The sequence below is a fragment of the Streptomyces sp. HB132 genome (genome assembly GCF_016909575.1).
Lineage (GTDB): Bacteria > Actinomycetota > Actinomycetes > Streptomycetales > Streptomycetaceae > Streptomyces.
The window spans coordinates 127,881-147,286 of sequence record NZ_JAFBGA010000007.1; the positions used below are offsets into that span (position 1 = coordinate 127,881).

Annotated in this window: 17 protein-coding genes and 1 pseudogene; 10 read left to right on the forward strand and 8 right to left on the reverse strand. The window is 70.5% G+C overall.

What is annotated here, in order from left to right; all coding sequences use genetic code 11:
- Positions 1-9: 9 nt before the first annotated feature.
- Positions 10-516 (reverse strand): hypothetical protein, encoded by a 507-nt coding sequence (locus JOC24_RS17590; RefSeq protein ID WP_205021267.1) that lies wholly within the window; start codon positions 514-516, stop codon positions 10-12.
- 111 nt (positions 517-627) lie between these two features.
- Here JOC24_RS17590 and JOC24_RS17595 point away from each other — a divergent pair, with 111 nt between their 5' ends.
- A complete protein-coding gene (locus JOC24_RS17595) occupies positions 628-825 on the forward strand; it encodes a zf-HC2 domain-containing protein (protein ID WP_205021268.1) in 198 nt (65 codons plus the stop codon).
- On the opposite strand, the gene JOC24_RS17600 is transcribed toward JOC24_RS17595, so the two are convergent.
- Positions 759-1,328: a sigma-70 family RNA polymerase sigma factor gene (locus JOC24_RS17600; protein ID WP_205021269.1), complete on the reverse strand. Its 570-nt coding sequence runs from the start codon at positions 1,326-1,328 to the stop codon at positions 759-761. The two genes, JOC24_RS17595 and JOC24_RS17600, sit on opposite strands and share 67 nt — an antisense overlap.
- A 257-nt stretch (positions 1,329-1,585) precedes the next feature.
- Between JOC24_RS17600 and JOC24_RS17605 the strand changes: the two genes are divergently transcribed.
- The gene (locus JOC24_RS17605) at positions 1,586-2,809 is read left to right on the forward strand and encodes a CapA family protein (RefSeq protein ID WP_205021270.1); all 1,224 of its coding nucleotides are present in this window, start codon (positions 1,586-1,588) and stop codon (positions 2,807-2,809) included.
- A 24-nt stretch (positions 2,810-2,833) separates the two neighbouring features.
- Here the strand turns inward: JOC24_RS17605 and JOC24_RS17610 are convergent, their stop codons facing one another.
- Positions 2,834-3,295 (reverse strand): universal stress protein, encoded by a 462-nt coding sequence (locus tag JOC24_RS17610; RefSeq protein WP_205021271.1) that lies wholly within the window; start codon positions 3,293-3,295, stop codon positions 2,834-2,836.
- A gap of 165 nt (positions 3,296-3,460) precedes the next feature.
- Between JOC24_RS17610 and JOC24_RS17615 the strand changes: the two genes are divergently transcribed.
- The gene (locus tag JOC24_RS17615) at positions 3,461-4,312 is read left to right on the forward strand and encodes a polysaccharide deacetylase family protein (RefSeq protein ID WP_205021272.1); all 852 of its coding nucleotides are present in this window, start codon (positions 3,461-3,463) and stop codon (positions 4,310-4,312) included.
- A gap of 26 nt (positions 4,313-4,338) precedes the next feature.
- Here the strand turns inward: JOC24_RS17615 and JOC24_RS17620 are convergent, their stop codons facing one another.
- A complete protein-coding gene (locus tag JOC24_RS17620) occupies positions 4,339-5,001 on the reverse strand; it encodes a class F sortase (RefSeq protein WP_205021273.1) in 663 nt (220 codons plus the stop codon).
- A 322-nt stretch (positions 5,002-5,323) separates the two neighbouring features.
- On the opposite strand from JOC24_RS17620, the gene JOC24_RS17625 reads away from it, so the two are divergent.
- Positions 5,324-6,028 (forward strand): hypothetical protein, encoded by a 705-nt coding sequence (locus JOC24_RS17625; RefSeq protein WP_205021274.1) that lies wholly within the window; start codon positions 5,324-5,326, stop codon positions 6,026-6,028.
- Positions 6,029-6,126: 98 nt separating this feature from the next.
- On the opposite strand, the gene JOC24_RS17630 is transcribed toward JOC24_RS17625, so the two are convergent.
- Positions 6,127-6,675 carry a hypothetical protein gene (locus tag JOC24_RS17630; protein ID WP_205021275.1) on the reverse strand — a complete coding sequence of 183 codons (549 nt, stop codon included), beginning with the start codon at positions 6,673-6,675 and terminating at the stop codon, positions 6,127-6,129.
- A gap of 181 nt (positions 6,676-6,856) precedes the next feature.
- Positions 6,857-7,624, reverse strand: coding sequence for a bestrophin-like domain (locus JOC24_RS17635; protein WP_205021276.1), 768 nt, complete (start codon positions 7,622-7,624; stop codon positions 6,857-6,859).
- Between the two features lie 762 nt (positions 7,625-8,386).
- Between JOC24_RS17635 and JOC24_RS17640 the strand changes: the two are divergent.
- From JOC24_RS17640 to JOC24_RS17650, 3 genes and pseudogenes are all read left to right on the forward strand, one after another.
- Positions 8,387-9,292, forward strand: a pseudogene (locus tag JOC24_RS17640) (SCO0930 family lipoprotein).
- A gap of 203 nt (positions 9,293-9,495) precedes the next feature.
- Positions 9,496-10,314, forward strand: a complete 819-nt coding sequence (locus JOC24_RS17645) for an SAM-dependent methyltransferase (RefSeq protein WP_205021277.1) — start codon at positions 9,496-9,498, stop codon at positions 10,312-10,314.
- Positions 10,311-12,485, forward strand: a complete 2,175-nt coding sequence (locus tag JOC24_RS17650) for a putative bifunctional diguanylate cyclase/phosphodiesterase (RefSeq protein ID WP_205021278.1) — start codon at positions 10,311-10,313, stop codon at positions 12,483-12,485. The genes JOC24_RS17645 and JOC24_RS17650 overlap by 4 nt, the downstream gene beginning before the upstream one ends.
- A 13-nt stretch (positions 12,486-12,498) precedes the next feature.
- On the opposite strand, the gene JOC24_RS17655 is transcribed toward JOC24_RS17650, so the two are convergent.
- Positions 12,499-13,434 carry a LysR family transcriptional regulator gene (locus JOC24_RS17655; protein WP_205021279.1) on the reverse strand — a complete coding sequence of 312 codons (936 nt, stop codon included), beginning with the start codon at positions 13,432-13,434 and terminating at the stop codon, positions 12,499-12,501.
- A 96-nt stretch (positions 13,435-13,530) separates the two neighbouring features.
- On the opposite strand from JOC24_RS17655, the gene JOC24_RS17660 reads away from it, so the two are divergent.
- The 3 genes from JOC24_RS17660 to JOC24_RS17670 are packed head-to-tail and all read left to right on the forward strand — an operon-like array spanning position 13,531 to position 16,932.
- Positions 13,531-14,238, forward strand: a complete 708-nt coding sequence (locus tag JOC24_RS17660) for a succinate dehydrogenase (protein ID WP_205021280.1) — start codon at positions 13,531-13,533, stop codon at positions 14,236-14,238.
- 1 nt (position 14,239) lies between these two features.
- A complete protein-coding gene (locus JOC24_RS17665; protein WP_205021281.1) occupies positions 14,240-16,189 on the forward strand; it encodes a fumarate reductase/succinate dehydrogenase flavoprotein subunit in 1,950 nt (649 codons plus the stop codon).
- On the forward strand, positions 16,186-16,932 hold the full coding sequence (locus JOC24_RS17670) for a succinate dehydrogenase/fumarate reductase iron-sulfur subunit (protein ID WP_205021282.1): 747 nt from the start codon (positions 16,186-16,188) through the stop codon (positions 16,930-16,932). Before JOC24_RS17665 ends, JOC24_RS17670 begins: the two co-directional genes overlap by 4 nt.
- Before the next feature lie 19 nt (positions 16,933-16,951).
- Here the strand turns inward: JOC24_RS17670 and JOC24_RS17675 are convergent, their stop codons facing one another.
- The gene (locus tag JOC24_RS17675) at positions 16,952-19,372 is read right to left on the reverse strand and encodes an excinuclease ABC subunit UvrA (protein ID WP_205021513.1); all 2,421 of its coding nucleotides are present in this window, start codon (positions 19,370-19,372) and stop codon (positions 16,952-16,954) included.
- Positions 19,373-19,406: the final 34 nt, after the last annotated feature.

A 19,406-nucleotide genomic window follows, 5' to 3' on the forward strand; every position in this document is an offset into this window, starting at 1 on the left:
GTCCGCCGCTCAGTACAGATGCACGGCCAGGTGTCCCAGCGGCAGCCCCAGCCGCCAGGCCGGGGTCCACACCCGTGTCTCGCCTTCCTCGTCGTCCGCCTGCTCCCACGGCGGCGGACCGATCGCGTCGAGGTCCGCGGCCAGCAGTTCGGTCTCCTCCAGCCACCGCCAGGTGGCTCGCGCCAGCGCGAGGTCGGGGTCCGGGCGCCCGGCCGGAGCGGTCGGGCGCTGCAACGCGTCCAGCCGCGCGCAGACCCAGCGCCTCCACGCGGCGCCGTACGCCGTGAGCAGCCGCAGTTCGTCCACGCGCGCCACAGGGAGCTCGTCGGCGACCGCCCCGTCGGACAGGAAGATCGTCAGGGCGAGTGCGTCGCGTCCCGCGCGGTACTCGAGGGTCGTCGGCTCCATCAGGTCGCCGGTCACCAGTACCTCGTCGGCGATGTACTCGGAGTACATCCAGGCCATCGGGACCAGCAGCCCGTCCCCACCGGTTTCCTCGTGATGTTCGGGACGCATCCCGTCTCGCCTCTTTCGTCGACTCGGCACCGGGCTACACGCAGCATTGAACCGGGGGCACGCGCCCCGCGTGGGCAGAAGGGCAGGATCCGTCGGGAGATTCGAGGTGCGATGACCGCCGACCGCGGCGACGAACCGCATGTACGGCAGCAGTTGGGTGCCTACGTGCTCGATGCCCTGGCAGAGGACGAGAACGGCCCGGTCGCCCGGCACCTCCAGCGGTGCGGGGCCTGTGCCGCGGCCTACGTGGAGATCGCGGACGCGGTGTCCCTGCTCGCGCTGCTCAGTGCCGAGGACCTGCTCGAATAGCCGGGCAGGTTTCGGCTCAGCAGCCTCAGGGCGTAGTAGGAGCGGGACTTGACGGTGCCCGGCGGTATGCCGAGGGCCTGCGCGGTCTCGCCCACGCTGAGCCCCCGGAAATAGATGTGGACGAGCACCGCGCGGTGCTCGGGGCTGAGCGTGCTGACCGCCTCGCGCACATCGAGGGCGTGGACGGCCGAGTCCGCGGTGTCCTCGTAGGCGGGCGCGCTCTCCAGAACCACGTCGCTGACCTCGGTCGGCCGGGCCTGGCGCGACCGCCGGGCGTCGATGGCAAGCCTCCTGGCGACGGTGAACAGCCACGGGCGCATCGAGTCGTAGGGAGCGTCGAACGCCTCCGGGTGCTGCCAGGCGCGGACCAGTGTCTCCTGCAGGAGGTCCTCCGCCCGCTGCCGGTCGCCGAAGGTCAGCCCCAGCAGGAAGTGGAGGAGCGCGGCCCCGTGCTCCCGCTGCAGCTCCGCGAGGGCCCGCTCATCGGTTGTCGCAGTGGTCATCGTGATCGTCCCTTCCCGAAGAGGCCCTGGCGCCTCGCTCCCTGCCTGGCGTATACGAACGCATCGGTACGCGTGGGAACAGGCGGTGCACCGAGGTGTGCGCCGAGCGGTCGCACGGAGCGGCGAGTGGTGCGGTGAACGGTCGGCGGTCGGCGATACGGCCGATTCAGGTACATCGCCTTCTTTGTCCTTGACTCACCAGTATGAATATATGTGTATTCATATGGTCGAAATGATCCGAACCGGGAGTCGTCCAGATGACGAAGCGCATCCGACAGGGCGCGGCGGTCGCCATCGCCGGTCTGCTCGCCACCGCAACGGCCTGTACCGGCCAGCAGCCCTCGCCCCCCGGGTTCGCCGGGCGACAACTCTCCGCCGAGCCGGGGGTCAACGGGGCGGGCGCCGGGGGCGATGAGGGCGCGCGCACCTTCACGCTGCTGGCCTCGGGTGACATCCTGCCGCACTCCGTGATCATCGACCGGGCCGCAGCCGACGCCGGTGGCAAGGGCTACGACTTCCGCCCGATGCTCAAGGGCGCCGCACCCGCCGTGTCGGGTGCGGATCTGGCCATCTGCCACATGGAGACGGCGTACGGCGAAAAGGGCGGCCCCTACACCGGATACCCGTCGTTCAAGTCGCCGCCCGAGGTGGCGACCGCCCTGCGTGCCACCGGCTTCGACTCGTGCTCCACCGCCTCCAACCACACCCTCGACGACGGCGCAGAGGGAGTCGGACGCACCCTCGACGCGCTGGACCGGGCCGGCGTCGCCCACGCCGGATCCGCCCGCTCCGCCGCGGAGGCTTCCCGCCCCACCCTGCTCAGGGCGGGAAAGGGCAAGAACGCCGCGAAGGTCGCCCACCTCGCGTACACCTACGGCACCAACGACATCCCGCTCCCCGCCGGGCGGCCCTGGGCGGTCAACCTGATCGACAAGGACCGGATCGTCTCGGACGCCAGGGCGGCCCGCAAGGCGGGCGCCGACGTCGTCGTGGTCTCCCTGCACTGGGGCACCGAGTGGCAGGACGCCCCCGACGACGTCCAGCTCGCACTCGGCCGCGAACTCACGGCCTCCGGCAGCGGCGAGCGCCCCGACATCGACCTGATCCTCGGCACCCACGCGCACGTCCCGCAGGCGTACGAGAAGGTCAACGGCACCTGGATCGTGTACGGCATGGGCGACCAGGTCGCGGGTGCCATGATCAACTACGAAGGGGCACGGGACCCACGCGCCAACGAGAGCTCGATGGGCCGCTTCACCTTCGGGCCGCCGGCGAAGCCCGGGCAGCGCTGGGCCGTCGAGAAGGCCGAGTTCATTCCGCAGTGGTTCGATCCCACGGCGGGGCGCGTCGTGTCCCTCGACTCCGGGGCATCCTCCACGGCCGGGCCGGACCGCGGCCGGCTCGGCGGGATCCGCGACCGGATCCAGCGTGCTGTCCTGAGCCGTGGCGCGGCCCAGGACGGTCTCGTAGCGGGGAAGTGACGACCGGCGCTTCCTCGGGCGGCGCTACGGCACGACGGTCACCGGCCAGCGCCCGGCCTTCACGAGCCGTACCGCGACCGAGCCGATGAAGCGGTGCCCGGCGGACTCCGACGCGCCCACGACCACGGCGTCCGCCTTCAGTTCGTCGGCCGCGGTCACCAGGCCGTTGTAGGGGTCGCCGTGGAAGGTGTGGAACTCCCAGCGGACGTTCCATGTGTCCTTGAGCCGGTCGGTCGCGGACCGGATCTCGTTCACCAGTCCCTCCGCGACCTCCCCGGTGGCCTCGGCCACCGGGGCTCCCAGGGCGGCACCGGCGGACATCACGGGCTGGACGTAGACGAGGGCGAGCATCGCGTTCTGCCGACGGGCGAGGCCCGCCGCGTAGGCCGCGGCCCGCATCGAGGACTCGGACCCGTCGAGTCCCGCGACGATCACCTTGGGGCCGTCCGTGCCGCGCTCGAACCGGTGGTGTTGCTGGTCTGTCACGGCCCCGAGGGTAGTCGCTCCCGCTTGCCGTGCTCAGGGCGCCTCCGCGCAGGCCGGGGACGTCCCCACCGCCCACCGCCCGGGCGCTCCATCCATCGGGTGCAAAACATCCGATATCCGGTGTCGGCGGCAGGAGCGGGTGTGACTCCGTGCGAGCAGTTGGTCATGAAACATGATCAGATTCCAGTGGAAAGACGCGTCGTGCTGCGCCTCGCCCTCGCACTGGGGGCCGCCGCGGCGGTGCACATGATCGCGGCGGATCCTGCCGGGACGCCCGTGCGGCCCGGCGGCGAACCCCCGGCTCCGGCCCCGGCGGCCGGACCTCCGGCCGGAGCGCAGGCGGGCCCGGGCTCCTATCGCCTGCGGCCCATGACCTCGAACACACCAGCTCGCTTCCGCCCCGCCCCGCCGCCCGTCCGTACCCGGCCGTTCGAGAAGCTGCCCGAACCGGGGAGCGACGCGATGGTGCTCAGCTTCGACGACGGCCCCGACCCGAGATACACGCCGGACATCCTCGCCACGCTCCGCCGGTACGGCGTGCGGGCGATGTTCTTCGTCTGCGGAGAGATGGCGGCCGACAACCCCGACCTGCTGCGCGAGATGGCGGACGACGGGCATGTGGTCGGCAACCACACCTGGTCGCACCCTCTGGTCCCGAAGCTCTCCCGGGGCGCGATCCGTGAGGAACTGGGCAGCACCAGTGAGGTGATCGAGAGGACGCTGGGCGCTCCGCCGCTCTGGTACCGGGCTCCATACGGCGCCTGGAACCGCAATTCCTTCGAGATCGGTGCCGCGTTGGGCATGGAGCCGATGGCCTGGACCGTCGACACGCTGGACTGGACAACGCCGGGAACCGACACCATCGTCCGCCGGGTCGAGAAGGGTGCAGCGCCCGGCGTCGTGGTGCTGTCGCACGATGCGGGCGGGAACCGGTCCCAGAGCGTGGCCGCCCTGCGCCGGTATCTGCCTGCGCTGATCGGGAGGGGCTACCGCCCGACGGTCCCGCACCGCTCCTGACCGCCGGCGGCAGGAGCCCGCAGCGGCTACCGCGTCTCGACCAGCCGGGCGAACACCACCACGTTCCCGTCGTAGCCGTCGGCCTTCGAGTAGCCGCCGCCACAGGTGATGACCCGGAGTTCGGCCTGCCCGGTGTCGCCGTACACCCGGGCTCCGGGGAAGTCGTTCTTGGCGAAGACCTCCACGCCGTAGATCTCGAACACCGCGACCCGGTCGTCGTAGCGGGACACCTCGATCTGCTGGCCCCTGCTCAGGGAGCCCAGTCCGTAGAAGACCGCCGGACCGGCGAGGTTGTCGACGTGACCGACCATCACGGAGGTGCCGCGCTGGCCCGGGGCGATGCCGTTCTGGTACCAGCCGGCGAGGTTCGGGTCCTGGGCGGGGGGTGCCTCGATCCAGCCGGCCGGGTCGAGGTTCACGTCGACGACGGGTGCGTCGACCTGGATCGACGGAATCCGGATGCGAGCCGCGGGGGCGTATGCGAGCGGCTCCACGGAATCGCCCCCGGCCGCGGGGGGCACTCCCGTGTCCCGTGGGCCGGCCACCGAAGCCGCGGCGGCCGGCTGCGGCGGACCGGGGGAGGTCTCCACGCCGTTGCGCATGAGAGCGAGGCCGGTGAGCATCACCAGGGCGATCGCGCCCCACGGTGTGCGTCTGCTCCGCTCGGCGCCCCACTGGTCCCGGCCCATGGTTCTCCCTTCGTCGCGACATCGCCACGCTAGGCGGACGTCCTCGCGGCGGCGATCAGGGAAGGGCGAACGGGTGGCGGCCGATCGGACCCCGCCTGCGGCGTCTTCTCTTCGGAGTAATGAGCGGATAAAAATTCTGACGGTCCGTGACCTGCGGCTCCGTCAGGTCCCTCACGCGGTGGACGGCGTGTCGGTTCACCGGGTGGAGCAGTGCCGATGTGCGGCATGTGCGGTATCTGGTGAGGGTTCGTCATGGGAGGCGTTCTCGTCGACTGATCCCGGAGAACATGACTCCGGGGCGCTTCCCGCTGGAGGTTCAAAGATGCGTGCTTCACGCGCTCTCGCGGTGACCGCGACCGCATTCGCGGCGGTCGGGCTCGCTGCCCCGCTGGCCGCCGCCGGCGGCGGCCCGGGCAGTAACCCGAGCAACTTCCCGACCAATGTCACCGTCAACCCGTCCTCGGTCTTCCAGGGCGCCACGATGCAGGTCAGCGCGGAGGGCTGCGGGCGTTCCGGCGGCCGGGTGTGGTCGAACGCCTTTCCGACGGTCAACCTGTCGCCGGGCCGGGTCGGCTACGCCACGGCGCGTATCCGGGACAACGCGACGCCCGGTCAGTACAGCCTGTCCGTGAGGTGCAACGACAACGACAACAACTTCGGCGGCGGCAACGGAGGCGACGGCGGCCAGGGCGGCAACGGCGGCCAGGGCGGCAACGGTGGCGACCGTGGTCAGGGCGGCCAGGGCGGCCAGGGCGGCAACGGCGGCAACGGTGGCAACGGCGGCCAGGGCGGCGGCAACGGTGGCCAGGCTGGCGGTAACGGCGGGCAGGGTGGCAACGGCGGTGACCCGTCGGTGGCGACCGCGCGCTTCACCGTCCTCCACTCCCGTGGCGCGCAGGGCGGCCTCGGCGGCTCCATGGGCCCCAGCTCCGTCGAGATGCAGGTCGGCGGCGGCCTCGCCGCGGCAGCGGCCGTCGGCGGTGCCGTCTTCCTCGTCCGTCGCCGGATGAGCAATGCGGCGATCTGACACGTCGAACCTCCTTCCCGGCCCGATACGCCCGTCGCCCCGAGTCCTTGACCAGGACCCGGGGCGACCGTCGTGCGTCTGTATGCGGTGCTGAGCCGTCAGTGCTGACGGCTCGTGCGGCGCTTGCGCAGAACGTAGAAAGCACCCGCAGAAGCGGCCGCCACCAGCGCGGAGCCGGCCGCGATCTCCGCGGGATCCATCGTGTCGACGCTCCCGCCGAGACCGCCCAGCACACCACTGGGGGAGGCGGTCGAACTGGTCGTGGGGGCCGTGGTGGGAGTGGCGGTGGGGGAACTGGTGGCACCGCCGGTGATCGTCAGGTTGGCCGACCGTGTGGTGGTGCCGCAGCGGAAGGTCACCTCGTAGACGGCACCCTGCCGCGCGTCCCGGTCGACCGTGGCGGTGGCCGACCTGCCGCTCGGGATGGTGGTCGTGTCGAACACGCCCGAGAACGCGGTCGCTTCGCTGGTGCACCCCACGGCGCCGAGGGTGACCTGGCCCCCCGGCGCGACCCTCGACGGAGTGATGGTCGGCGTGAACGGGGTGGACGTGCCGCCGTTGAGCACATCGGCCGATGCGGCCGGTGCCATCAGGAAGCAGGCGGCGGCGCCCAGCAGGGCGACGGGTGCGACACGTATCGCGCGCATGGTGAATCCTCCGGGTCCCGAGGGGCAGTCGCGGAACGGATTTCCGCGAGGCATGGATGCACCTCGATGCCGGAAACGGTAGAAGCGCCGTATATCACCCGCGATCGGTGTCAGGCGAATGGGGCAGCCATGTCCCCCGGCCGGCGGACCGGCCGGGGGACATGGCGCGGCGGGTGTGCTCCTATCGGCCGGCGGCGTGTGGGAACAGGTCCACGAAGGGGGCGGTGGTCGCCGAGATGCCCCGGCCGAAGGGGGCGTCGAAGTCCCAGATCAGGAAGAGCAGAAAGGCGATCAGCACGCTGAAGAGTCCCGCCAGCAACAGTTCACGGAAGGTTCTGCGGATCTGAAGCGTGAAGATCAGCCCGACCGTGACCACGGCCCCCGTGATCAGGCCGAACCAGACGACTCCGGGCATGGTCGCACCCGCGTTCTGCCCCCGGGACCCCCGGGCGTCGTCGACGGCGGCCACCTGGTCCACCAGCGGCTGGTACGCCTGCCCCTCGTGGTCCGTTCGGGGCTTGTACTCCGTCACGTCGGCCCGCACCCTGTCGAGAAGTCTGGTGCCCTCCTCCGTGAGACTGCCGTGGTCCGTCATCGACCTCCATTCGTCGCCGACCACGTGGGAGACGTAGGCGTCGACGTCCGCGCGGATCCGGTCGCGGACCTCGGCGGGGTAGACGGCCGACCGTGCGCTCACCTCGTGCAGGGCCTGCGCCTCCAGGCGTACCGACTCCTGGGCGGCGCTACGGCCCTCCCACACGCCCGCGATGGCCAGGCCGAGCACGATCGCGTACACCACTCCGATCATCATCGTCATGTACTCGATCACGTCGGGAGTCTCGGACGGGTCGTCGTCCTCGGGGATGCGCCGGTTACTGAGGACGGCGATGGTCAGTACGACAGCGCATGCCGACGCCATAGCGATGGTCAGAACAAGCCATTCCGACATGGGTTCCCTTCTTCGGTCAGCGGGACGAGCGGGGCCGCAGCACGGCTACGGCGAAGACGGCGGGCGCGGTGATCAGAAGGGTGAGCGAGACCAATGACGGCCCGGTCCGTGGTGTCTTGCGGGGAGGCTTTCGGTAGGTGGGGAGCGCGACGGGGGCCTGGGTCGGTGGTGCGGGGCGCGCGGTGGGTCGCGGTGACGCGGGTTCCGGTTTCGGTTCCGGTTCGGGAGGTGCGGGTGCAGGAGGAGGCGGCGGAGGTGGTGGAGGTGGAGGAGGCGGTGGAGGCGGGGGTGGAGGGGGTGGAGGTGGAGTGGGTGGAGGGGGAGGCGGGGGAGCGGGTTCGGGCTCCGGCTCGGGTTCGGCGATGACCGCCCCGCACCGCCCCTCGCCCGCCACGGCGACGGACGAACCGCCGTCCCCCTGCCCGATGGAGGCGACCGCACAGTCGTCACCGGCCGCCGGCGACGGGGCGGCGAGCAGCAGGAGCAGGGTGGCGGCCGTCAGCCGCCATATGCGTGATCCGTACACGCCGGGGAGCATGTTCCCCTCAGCCGCCGTACACGCGGAGGGGGGAGCTGATTCCCCTGATGGAGGGGACCTTCGGCAATTCGCGTTTACGCCCGCCGAAACTCGTACGGGCTCTCGTCGAACGTGTGGGGACCGGTCGGCCGTACCTGGGGCCACGAACGGCGCGGTCTCGCGTCCCGGCCGGCGGAAGGACGGCGGGAGTCGACGCGAATGCCTGGCGGAACGCCTCGCTCGCGGTGACGGCGGTGGCCCTGTTGGTGCTGACGACGGCGTGCGGTCAGGAGAGGGCTACCGCGTCCTGCGACGGCCGGGCCGTGGGAAACGCGGCTCCCGCACAGCAGGCGGCCGATGGCGCGTACGGCTCGGACGGCGGTGACGGGTCCGACGCCGCCGCGGGCGGGGCGCGGGAGGAGGCCGGGCAACTCGCCGTGTGGGACAGCAGGAAGCTGGGCAAGGTGCTGACCGGTAGCGAGGGGTTCACGCTCTACCGGTTCGACAAGGACACCTCCGAACCACCCACGTCGAATTGCGATGGTGAGTGTGCGAAGGCGTGGCCCGCGGTACCCGCTCAGGGCGCCGAAGCGCCCGCGGGCGCCGATGGCTCACTGATCGGCGAGGTCACACGGTCCGACGGAACGAAACAGCTGACCGTCGGGGGTGCGCCGATGTACCGCTATGCCGAGTACTCCGGGCCCGGTGACGCCAATGGGCGGGGTGTCGGCGGGACGTGGTCGACGCCGGCCGGCGCCGAGGGGCCCACCGGCGGTCGGCAGACCGCCCTCGCCGGAATTTCCGTCCGCAAGGACCCGGAACTCGGAGACAGCGTCGTGGACGGGCGCGGCATGACGGTTTACCGCTTCCAGAAGGACTCGGCATGCCGATGAAGTCCGCCTGGGCGGGCGACTGTCCGAAAATGTGGCCGGTCGTCGCCCCCGTGCCGAAGAATGATGTCGAAGGAGTCGCCACGAAGGGAGTTCGTCAGCCTCGACCGTCCGGACGGCACCCAACAACAATCCCTCGACTGCCGGCCGCTCTGCAGCCTCTCCGGGGACGCGAAGCCTGCAGACACCAACGGCCAAGGCGTCGGGGGCAGATGGTACGCGGTCTCGCCCGAGGCGAAGCCGGCCGGAGCGCCCGAGTAGCGTTCGGACCCCTATGTGATTCCGGTCCGTCGCCGAATGCGTACACGCAGCGACGGGACGGCCGCACATGCCTCCGGTGTGTGACCAATAACGGATCTCTAATTTCCGTTTCCACTCGCTCTCCTGGCGGTCGATCAGTAGCCTCTGGTCCACACTGACCATGAACATGGCCGGATCGCCGTAGCGACTTGTTGGAGACATCGATGGAGCGTCCCGCCTGGGCACCGCAGGGCATTGACATCTCGGTGCCGAGCGTGTCTCGCATGTACGACTTCTACCTGGGCGGTTCGCACAATTTCGAGGTGGACAGGGAAGCGGCCCGTAAGGCCATGGAGTTCATGCCGGGCCTGCCGAAGGTCATGCAGGCGAATCGCGCCTTTATGCGGCGGGCCGTGCACTATGCGACCACATCGGGAGTCAATCAGTTCCTGGACATCGGGTCGGGCATACCTACCTTCGGCAATGTTCATGAAGTCGCCCAGGCGGCCGACCCCGAGGCACGCATCGCCTACGTCGACCACGACTCGGTCGCGGTCGCACACAGTCAGGCGGTACTCGAGGGCAACGAGCGGGCCATCATCGCCGCCGCGGATCTGCGGAAGCCCCAGGAGATCCTGCAGAACCCGGAGATCACCGCCCTCCTCGACCTGGACAAGCCGGTGGCGCTGCTCCTGGTGGCGGTGCTCCACTTCGTCGAGGACGCGGACGATCCGTACGAGGCCGTCGCCGAACTGCGCGACGCGCTGGCCCCCGGCAGCCTGTTGGTCCTGACCCATGCCTCGTACGAGGGGATTCCGCTCACCCAGGAGGTGGCGGGCGGGACGGTCGACGTCTACCGGACCATCCGCAATCCGCTGATCATGCGTTCCCGGACGGAGATCAGCGGCTTCTTCGAGGGGTACGAGATGATCGAGCCCGGGCTGGTCCCCATGCCCGAGTGGCGCCCTGAGTCCCGCGAGGCACTCGCGCAGGAGGACCCGTTCACTTATTCGGGCTTCGCCGGGGTCGGACGCAAGGCGTGAGCATTCCCGCCCAGTCGTCCGGCGCCCCGGACGCGGAACCCGACGGCCCCGAGGGCCGGCTCCGGAGATTCGCCACCATCTGGAGCCGGGCGATCTTCCCCTCCACGGCCACCTCCATGACCCGCCCGGAGTTCGAGAAGCATCTGCTGCCGCTCGCCCGGGAGCTCAGCGACATCCTTCACACGCGGGTCTTCGACGCGACCCCCGCGCACCGTGTGGGAGGCGCGCTGGTCGCCGCGCACTGCACGGATCCCGACGCTCTGAGCTCCACGCTCGGAGTCGTCGACTCCTACCTGGTCCTCTACTGCGGCGGCAACGGGCCGGTGGAGCTGTCCACCGAGGACAGTCGGGCCCGGTGCGCCCGGATCCAGCACGCGCTCGCAGGGGGCTTCACCCAGGCCCTGCGTGAGCGGACGCTCGCCGAGCAGGAGGCGATCGCCCGCTCGGCGCTCACCGCCCGCTCGCACGCCGAGCAGGCGCTCCACGCCACCGAGGCACGCTTCCGCGCCGTGTTCAAGGACGCCGCCGTCGGGATCGGCATCGCCGACCTCGAGGGAAACATCCTGGAGATCAACGACACCCTCACCCGGATGTTCGGCGGGCTGGAGCACCACGTCCGCAGCCACAAGGTGAACGAGTGGGTCCACCCCGAGGACTCGCCCTACGTGTGGAAGTACTACGACGAACTGGTGCGCGGCGAGCGCGAGCACTACAGCGTCGAGAAGCCGTACTACCGCAACGACGGCACCGTGCTGTGGACCAACCTCACCGTGTCGCTGCTGCGGGACCCGGAAGGGCGGCCGGAGTACCAGCTGGCCCTCCTGGAGGACACCACCGAGCGCCGGCTGCTCAACCTGCGGCTGCGCTACGAGGCCACCCACGACGCGCTCACCGGACTGCCCAACCGGACGCTGTTCTTCGAACGCCTGGAGAAGGCCCTCGCCCCTCGGGAGGGCATGCGCTTCGGGCTCTGCTACCTCGACCTGGACGGCTTCAAGGCGATCAACGACAGCCTGGGCCACGCGGCGGGGGACCGGCTCCTGGTCGAGGTCGCCGACCGGCTGCAGAGTTGTGCCACGGCCCCCGGTGAGATGGTCGCGCGGCTGGGCGGCGACGAGTTCGTGGCCCTCACGACGGGCCCGCACACCCAGGACGACGTACACGAGCTGGCCGGGCGCATTCTTCTGGCGCTCGCCACGCCCATCCGTCTGGACGGCCGGGAACTGACCGTACGCGGATCGGTCGGTGTCGTCGAAGGCCCTTCGGGCGAACGCACCGCCGCCGAGGTGCTGCGGAGCGCCGACATCACGATGTACCGGGCCAAGGCCGCGGGAGGAAACCGCTTCGCACTGGCCGACGCCGAGGCCGACGCCCGCGCCATCACCCGCCACGGACTGACCACGGCGCTGCCCGCGGCGCTGGACCGCGGCGAGTTCTTCATCGAGTACCAGCCGCTGGTGCACCTCGGGGACGGCAGCGTGCACGGCGCCGAGGCCCTGGTGCGCTGGTGTCATCCGCAGCACGGCGTGCTCGGCCCCGACCGGTTCATCCCGCTCGCCGAGCACACCGGGCTGATCGTGCCGCTCGGTCGCTGGGTCCTGGAGGAGTCCGTCCGGCAGGCGAACTTCTGGCAGGAACGGCACACCGACGGCGGTCCCCTGCGGATCAACGTCAACCTCTCCCCGACCCAGCTGCACCACCCCAACCTGGTCGCCGAGACCGTCGACGTGCTGGAACGCTCCGGTCTGGAACCCGGCGCGCTCTGCCTCGAGGTCACCGAGTCCGCACTGATCGGCGCGGACGACGATCTGCTCAAACCGCTGCGCCAGCTGGCGGAGATGGGTGTCGACATCGCGCTGGACGACTTCGGCACCGGCTACTCGAATCTGGCGAACCTGCGCCGGCTGCCGGTGAGCGTGCTCAAGCTGGATCGTTCCTTCACCCAGGGCATGCAGCACCACCCGGCCGACCCCGTCGACCTGAAGATCGTCGAAGGCATCGTCTCGCTCGCCCACAGCCTCGACCTCGCGGTCACGGTGGAGGGAGTCGAGACGGGCGCCCAGGCGGAGCAGTTGCGACAGCTCGGCTGCGACACCGCACAGGGGTGGTACTACGCCAAGCCGGGTGCCCCCGACCGGATCCACGCGCTGCTGCTGGCGGACGCGGTCTGAGGACCCCGCCCTCTCAGTCGCCGGCAGCCCGACCCCGCCCGTCGGCGGGCAGGGGCACGACCGGCGGCCCCGACCCCAGCAGCATGCGCTGCAGCTCGCGGGCCGCCCGCGGCGGTTCCACGTCGCTGCGGTGCGCCAGCGCGATCGTGCGCCGCAGGCCCGGCGAGGCCAGCGGTGTCGTCCGGAGGTCCTGACCGGCCCGTACGGCCACCATGCGGGGGACGACGGCGATGCCGAGGCCTGCCCGGACGAACCCGAGTACGGCGTCCATCTCGCCGCCCTCCACCGTGAACGACGGCTCGAAGCCCTCCGCCCGGCACGCGGCGACGGTCAGCTCCCGCAGGTCGTAGCCGTGCCGGAACATCACCAGCGGTTGGTGCGCGAGATCGGCGACGCGCACGGAGCCCTCTTGTCCGGGCGCGGGCCTGGAAGCGGACGACACCACCACCAGGTCCTCGTGCAGCAACTCCACCGTGGTCAGCGCGGGAGAGGCGGCGGGCAGCGGCAGCACGAGCAGTGCGAGGTCGAGCCCGCCCCGGGCCAGCTGCCGTACGAGGTCGTGGGAGCCGCCCTCCTCGATCAGGAGCTGGATGCCGGGGTGCGCTCCGTGGAAGGCGCGCAGCACATCGGGTAGCAGGCCGGTGCAGACACTCGGGGTGGCGCCGAGCCTGATCCGGCCCCTGCGCAGCTGTACGAGTTCCTGTACCTCGTGCCGTGCGGTGTCCGCGTCGGCCAGGATCCTGCGGGCGAGGGGCAGCAGCGCCTCGCCCGCGTCCGTCAGCGCGATGTTGCCGCGTGCCCGGCTGAACAGCTCGGCGCCCAGTTCGTTCTCCAGGGCCTTGATCTGCTGGGAGAGGGAGGGCTGGGACACGTGCACCAATTCGGCGGCCCGGGTGAAGTGCCGGGCCTCGGCCACGGCCACGAAGTAGGCGAGCTGTTGGAAGTGCATGGGACCGACGATAGCGAACTACATAGAGAGTACCTATGGAGATGAGTCGATCCATGACTTGGACTGATGGTGCCCTTCACCTCTAGCGTCGTGTCCATGGCATTGGCAACGCGGACGGACCGACGGCCGTCCATGACGCGTACGCTCTGGGACTCGTCCGTCGGCAAGAAGACGATCATGGCTGTTAGCGGTCTGATCATGCTGGGTTATCTGGTGGTCCACATGCTGGGCAACCTGAAGATCTTCTTCGGACCTGACGAGTTCAACCACTACGCGCACTGGCTCCGGACCCTCGGCGAGCCCTTCCTGCACTACGAGTGGGCGCTGTGGATCATCCGTGTGGTGCTGGTGGCGGCCGTCGTACTGCACGCCGTCTGCGCGTATCAGCTGAGCCGACGTGACCTCAGGGCGCGCCCGACGGCGTACGTCCACAGGAAAGCGCGTTCGAGCTATGCCACCCGGACCATGCGCTACGGCGGCATCATCCTCGCGCTGTTCATCGTCTGGCACATCCTGGACCTCACGACCGGAACCGTGCACACCGGAGGGTTCCAGTCGGGGCGCCCGTACCAGAACGTGCTGGACACCTTCTCCACCTGGTACGGCAACGTCATCTACATCGTCGCCGTGCTCGCCGTCGGCCTGCACGTCCAGCACGGGTTCTGGAGCGCGGCGCAGACCCTCGGCGTGGGCAGCGCGACGCGGGACCGCGTCCTGAAAGGCCTCGCCAACGTCCTCGCAGTGGTGCTGACGACGGGCTTCGTATCCGTGCCCGTCGCAGTGATGACCGGAGTGGTGAGCTGACATGCGCGACTACACGAACTATCGCACCGGCGAGCCCGTCGTCGACACGAAGGCGCCCTCGGGCCCCGTCGCGGAGCGCTGGGACACCCGGCGCTTCGAGGCGAAGCTCGTCAACCCTGCCAACCGCCGCAAGCACACCGTCATCGTGGTCGGCACCGGTCTGGCCGGCGGTTCGGCCGGCGCGACCCTCGCCGAACAGGGCTATCACGTCGTCCAGTTCTGCTTCCAGGACTCTCCACGCCGCGCCCACTCCGTCGCCGCGCAGGGCGGCATCAACGCCGCCAAGAACTACCGCAACGACGGCGACTCGGTGCACCGCCTCTTCTACGACACCGTCAAGGGCGGCGACTTCCGCGCCCGCGAGTCCAACGTCCACCGCCTCGCCGAGATCTCCGTGGAGATCATCGACCAGTGCGTCGCGCAGGGAGTCCCCTTCGCCCGCGAGTACGGCGGCCTCCTCGACAACCGCTCCTTCGGCGGTGTCCAGGTGTCCCGCACCTTCTACGCCCGCGGGCAGACGGGGCAGCAGCTCCTCCTCGGCGCCTACCAGGCGCTCTCCCGGCAGATCGCCGCGGGCAACGTCGAGTTGCACGCGCGCACCGAGATGCTCGACCTGATCGTGGTCGACGGCAAGGCCCGCGGCATCGTGGCCCGTGACCTCGTCACCGGGAAGATCGACACCTACTTCGCAGACGCGGTCGTGCTGGCCAGCGGCGGCTACGGCAACGTCTTCTACCTGTCGACGAACGCCATGAACTCCAACGCCACCGCGATCTGGCGCGCCCACCGCCGTGGTGCCTATTTCGCGAACCCCTGCTTCACCCAGATCCACCCCACCTGCATCCCGCGCACCGGCGACCACCAGTCGAAGCTGACCCTGATGAGCGAATCGCTGCGCAACGACGGACGCATCTGGGTCCCGAAGGCCAAGGGCGACGACCGGCCCGCGAACCAGATCCCCGAGGACGAGCGGGACTACTACCTCGAGCGCGTCTACCCGGCCTTCGGCAACCTCGTGCCCCGCGACATCGCCTCCCGCGCCGCGAAGAACGTCTGCGACGAGGGCCGCGGCGTCGGTCCCGGCGGGCAGGGCGTCTACCTCGACTTCGCCGAGGCCATCGAGCGCATGGGCCGGAAGAAGGTCGAGGAGAAGTACGGCAACCTCTTCGACATGTACGCCCGCATCACCGCGGAGAACCCGTACGAGACACCCATGCGGATCTATCCCGCCGTCCACTACACGATGGGCGGCCTGTGGGTCGACTACGACCTCCAGACCACGATCCCCGGCCTCTTCGCCATCGGCGAGGCCAACTTCTCCGACCACGGCGCCAACCGCCTGGGCGCCTCCGCGCTGATGCAGGGCCTCGCCGACGGCTACTTCGTCCTGCCGTCGACCATCAACGACTACCTCGCCCGCAACCCGCACACCGAGGGGATCGACGCCGGCCACCCGGAGGTCACCGAGGCCGTCGCCGAGACCGAGGACAGGCTCAACCTCCTCCTCGCGGTCGACGGCGACCGCACCCCGGACTCCTTCCACCGCGAGATCGGCGAACTCATGTGGGAGTTCTGCGGTATGGCCCGCACCGAGGAAGGACTCCGCAAGGCCCTCGACCGGATCCCGCAGATCCGCGAGGAGTTCTGGCGCCGCATCAAGGTGCCCGGCACCGGCGAGCAGTTCAACCAGTCGCTGGAGAAGGCCAACCGCGTCGTCGACTACCTGGAGCTCGCCGAGCTCATGTGCCTCGACGCCCTGCACCGCGCCGAATCCTGCGGCGGCCACTTCCGCGAGGAGTCGCAGACCCCGGACGGCGAGGCCGCCCGCCGGGACGAGGAGTTCTCCTACGCCGCGGCCTGGGAGTTCAGCGCCACCGGCGACGCCCCCCTCCTGCACAAGGAAGACCTCGTCTTCGAGTACGTCCACCCCACCCAGCGGAGCTACGCATGAAGCTCACCCTGCGCGTCTGGCGCCAGCAGAACGCCGAGGCGCCCGGCGCCATGGCAACCTACGAAGTCGACGGCATCTCCCAGGACATGTCGTTCCTGGAGATGCTCGACACCCTCAACGAGGAACTCATCCTCGGCGGGGACGAGTCCGTGGCCTTCGACCACGACTGCCGCGAAGGCATCTGCGGCGCGTGCAGCCTCGTCATCAACGGCGACGCCCACGGCCCGGAGCGGACCACCACCTGCCAGCTCCACATGCGGTCCTTCGACGACGGCGACACGATCGACATCGAACCGTGGCGCGCGTCGGCCTTCCCGGTCGTCAAGGACCTCGTCGTCGACCGCTCCTCCTTCGACCGGATCATCCAGGCCGGCGGATACATCTCGGCGCCCACCGGGACCGCGCCCGACGCGCACGCCACCCCGGTGCCCAAGCCGGACGCGGACTCGGCGTTCGAGCACGCCGAGTGCATCGGCTGCGGCGCCTGCGTAGCGGCCTGCCCGAACGGCTCCGCGATGCTCTTCACCTCCGCCAAGGTCAACCACCTGGGCGTGCTCCCGCAGGGAGCGCCCGAGCGGGAGACCCGGGTGCTCGACATGGTCGCCACCATGGACGACGAGGGGTTCGGCGGCTGCACCCTCACCGGTGAATGCGCCACGGCCTGCCCCAAGGGCATCCCGCTGCCGTCGATCACCGCGATGAACAAGGAGTGGCTGCGCGCCAACCGCAAGGTGCGCCGCTGATCCGTCCCGACGCGGGGAGTCAGCCCGTCCGCAGCGCCTTCGCCAGGTACGCGGCCGTACGGCTCCCCGCCACGCGGGCGACCTCCCGCGGCGTGCCGGTGGCGACGATCCGGCCGCCCCGGTCCCCGCCGCCGGGCCCCAGGTCGATCACCCGGTCCGCACCGGCCACCACCGCCATGTCGTGCTCGACGACCACCACGCTGTCGCCCGCCTCGACGAGCCCGTGCAACTGGCGCATCAGCACCTCCACGTCGGCCGGATGCAGCCCCGTCGTCGGTTCGTCCAGCAGATAGAGCGTGTGTCCCCGCCGAGTGCGCTGGAGCTCCGTCGCGAGCTTGATCCGCTGTGCCTCACCACCGGACAGCTCCGGCGCCGGCTGGCCCAGGCGCAGATAGCCGAGCCCCACGTCGAGCAGGGCCCGCAGGCTGCGCTCCGCCGCCGGGGTCCCAGCCAGGAACCCGGCCGCCGCCTCCACCGTCAGGTCCAGCACCTCGGCGATCGTGAGACCGCGCAGGGTGACGTCGAGGGTCCGCGGGTTGTAGCGCGCCCCGTGACAGTCCGGGCAGGGGGTGTACGTACTGGGCAGGAACAGCAACTCGACCGAGACGAAACCCTCGCCCTGGCAGGTCTCGCACCGCCCACCCGCCACATTGAACGAGAACCGGCCCGCCCGGTACTTCCGCGCCCGTGCCGCCTCCGTGTCCGCGAACAGTCTCCGCACGACGTCGAACAGACCCGTGTACGTGGCCAGGTTGGAGCGGGGCGTACGGCCGATGGGTCTCTGGTCGACCTGCACCAGCCGGTCCACGGCCTCCAGACCCTCCGCCGACGCACAGCCCTCCACACGCGCGGGTTCCCCGGCAACGTCCGCCGGCTGCCGGTCGGCCAGCACACCTGCCAGTACCTGGCCGACCAGGGTCGACTTGCCCGATCCCGACACCCCGGTGACGGCCGTCAGCACCCCGAGAGGGAAGTCGGCGTCGACCCCGCGCACATTGTGCCGGTCGACCCCACGCAGCCGGAGCCACCCGGAAGGCTCGCGCGGCTCACGGACGGGCGGCGGATCCTCGTCGAAGAGGAACCGCCGGGTCGCGGATCCGGTGACCCCGGCGAGGCCCGCCGGAGGCCCGCTGTGCAGGACGCGGCCCCCGTGCTCACCCGCCAGCGGTCCGACATCCACCAGCCAGTCGGCCTGCCGCACCACGTCCATCTGGTGCTCCACCACGAACACCGAGTTCCCCGCCCGCTTGAGCCTGCCGAGCACTTCGAGCAGGGGCTCCGTGTCGGCGGGGTGGAGGCCCGCCGACGGCTCGTCCAGCACGTAGACGACACCGAACAGCCCCGACCGGAGCTGGGTGGCGAGCCTCAACCGCTGCAATTCGCCCGAGGACAGGGTGGGGGCCGTACGGTCGAGGCTGAGATAGCCGAGCCCCAGTTCCGTGACGGGCTCGATCCTGGCGAGCAGGTCGGCGGTGAGCACCCGCGCCGTGTCACTCGCCCCACCCTCGTCCAGCAGCACCGCCGCGAGGGCGGAGAGCGGGAGCGCGACGAGGTCGGCGATCGTGCGGCCCGCGAAGGTGACCGCCAGGGCCTCGGGGCGCAGCCGGCTGCCCCCGCACACAGGACACGGTGCGCTCGTCAGGAAACGCTCCGCCTTCGCCCGCAGCGACCGGCTCCTGGAGTCGGCGAACGTGTGCATCACATAGCGACGTGCGCTCATGTACGTGCCCTGGTAGGGACGCTGGATGCGGCCCGCGTCGCGCACCGGATGCACCGTCACCACCGGCTGCTCGTCGGTGAACAGGATCCACTCCCGGTCCGCCGCCTCCAGCTCCCGCCACGGCCGCCCGACGTCGTACCCGAGGGCGTCCAGCACATCGCGCAGGTTCTTGCCCTGCCACGCCCCCGGCCAGGCCGCGATCGCACCCTCCCGGATCGACAACGACGGGTCCGGCACGAGCAGTTCCTCGGTGGTGCGGTGGATCAGCCCCAGACCGTGGCACTCGGGGCACGCTCCGGCCGCCGTGTTCGGCGAGAAGGAGTCGGAGTCGAGCCGCGCGGCACCGGGCGGATAGTCACCGGCGCGTGAGACGAGCATGCGGAGGGAGTTGGACAGGGTGGTGACCGTCCCCACCGAGGAGCGTGATCCGGGCGCCGAGCGGCGCTGCTCCAGGGACACGGCGGGCGGCAGACCGGTGATCTCACCGACATCGGGTGCCCCGACCTGGTGGATCAGACGGCGGGCGTAAGGGGCGACCGACTCGAAGTAGCGGCGCTGGGCCTCCGCATAGATCGTCCCGAAGGCCAGGGAGGACTTGCCCGAGCCCGAGACGCCGGTGAAGACCACGAGGGCGTCCCGCGGGATGTCGACGTCGACATCCCGGAGATTGTGTTCGCGCGCGCCGCGCACCCGGACGCACGGATCATGGGGGGTGGACATCGGCGGCACGGCTCCGTCGGGGATCGGTGGTGTG

Bases quoted from the DNA above. Each gene is read 5' to 3' on its own strand.
- JOC24_RS17590 (WP_205021267.1), bottom strand. From the start codon at position 516: ATGCGTCCCGAACATCACGAGGAAACCGGTGGGGACGGGCTGCTGGTC.
- JOC24_RS17595 (WP_205021268.1), top strand. From the start codon at position 628: ATGACCGCCGACCGCGGCGACGAACCGCATGTACGGCAGCAGTTGGGT.
- JOC24_RS17600 (WP_205021269.1), bottom strand. From the start codon at position 1,328: ATGACCACTGCGACAACCGATGAGCGGGCCCTCGCGGAGCTGCAGCGG.
- JOC24_RS17605 (WP_205021270.1), top strand. From the start codon at position 1,586: ATGACGAAGCGCATCCGACAGGGCGCGGCGGTCGCCATCGCCGGTCTG.
- JOC24_RS17615 (WP_205021272.1), top strand. From the start codon at position 3,461: ATGAAACATGATCAGATTCCAGTGGAAAGACGCGTCGTGCTGCGCCTC.
- JOC24_RS17620 (WP_205021273.1), bottom strand. From the start codon at position 5,001: ATGGGCCGGGACCAGTGGGGCGCCGAGCGGAGCAGACGCACACCGTGG.
- JOC24_RS17625 (WP_205021274.1), top strand. From the start codon at position 5,324: ATGCGTGCTTCACGCGCTCTCGCGGTGACCGCGACCGCATTCGCGGCG.
- JOC24_RS17630 (WP_205021275.1), bottom strand. From the start codon at position 6,675: ATGCGCGCGATACGTGTCGCACCCGTCGCCCTGCTGGGCGCCGCCGCC.
- JOC24_RS17635 (WP_205021276.1), bottom strand. From the start codon at position 7,624: ATGTCGGAATGGCTTGTTCTGACCATCGCTATGGCGTCGGCATGCGCT.
- JOC24_RS17645 (WP_205021277.1), top strand. From the start codon at position 9,496: ATGGAGCGTCCCGCCTGGGCACCGCAGGGCATTGACATCTCGGTGCCG.
- JOC24_RS17655 (WP_205021279.1), bottom strand. From the start codon at position 13,434: ATGCACTTCCAACAGCTCGCCTACTTCGTGGCCGTGGCCGAGGCCCGG.
- JOC24_RS17660 (WP_205021280.1), top strand. From the start codon at position 13,531: ATGGCATTGGCAACGCGGACGGACCGACGGCCGTCCATGACGCGTACG.
- JOC24_RS17665 (WP_205021281.1), top strand. From the start codon at position 14,240: ATGCGCGACTACACGAACTATCGCACCGGCGAGCCCGTCGTCGACACG.
- JOC24_RS17670 (WP_205021282.1), top strand. From the start codon at position 16,186: ATGAAGCTCACCCTGCGCGTCTGGCGCCAGCAGAACGCCGAGGCGCCC.
- JOC24_RS17675 (WP_205021513.1), bottom strand. From the start codon at position 19,372: ATGTCCACCCCCCATGATCCGTGCGTCCGGGTGCGCGGCGCGCGCGAA.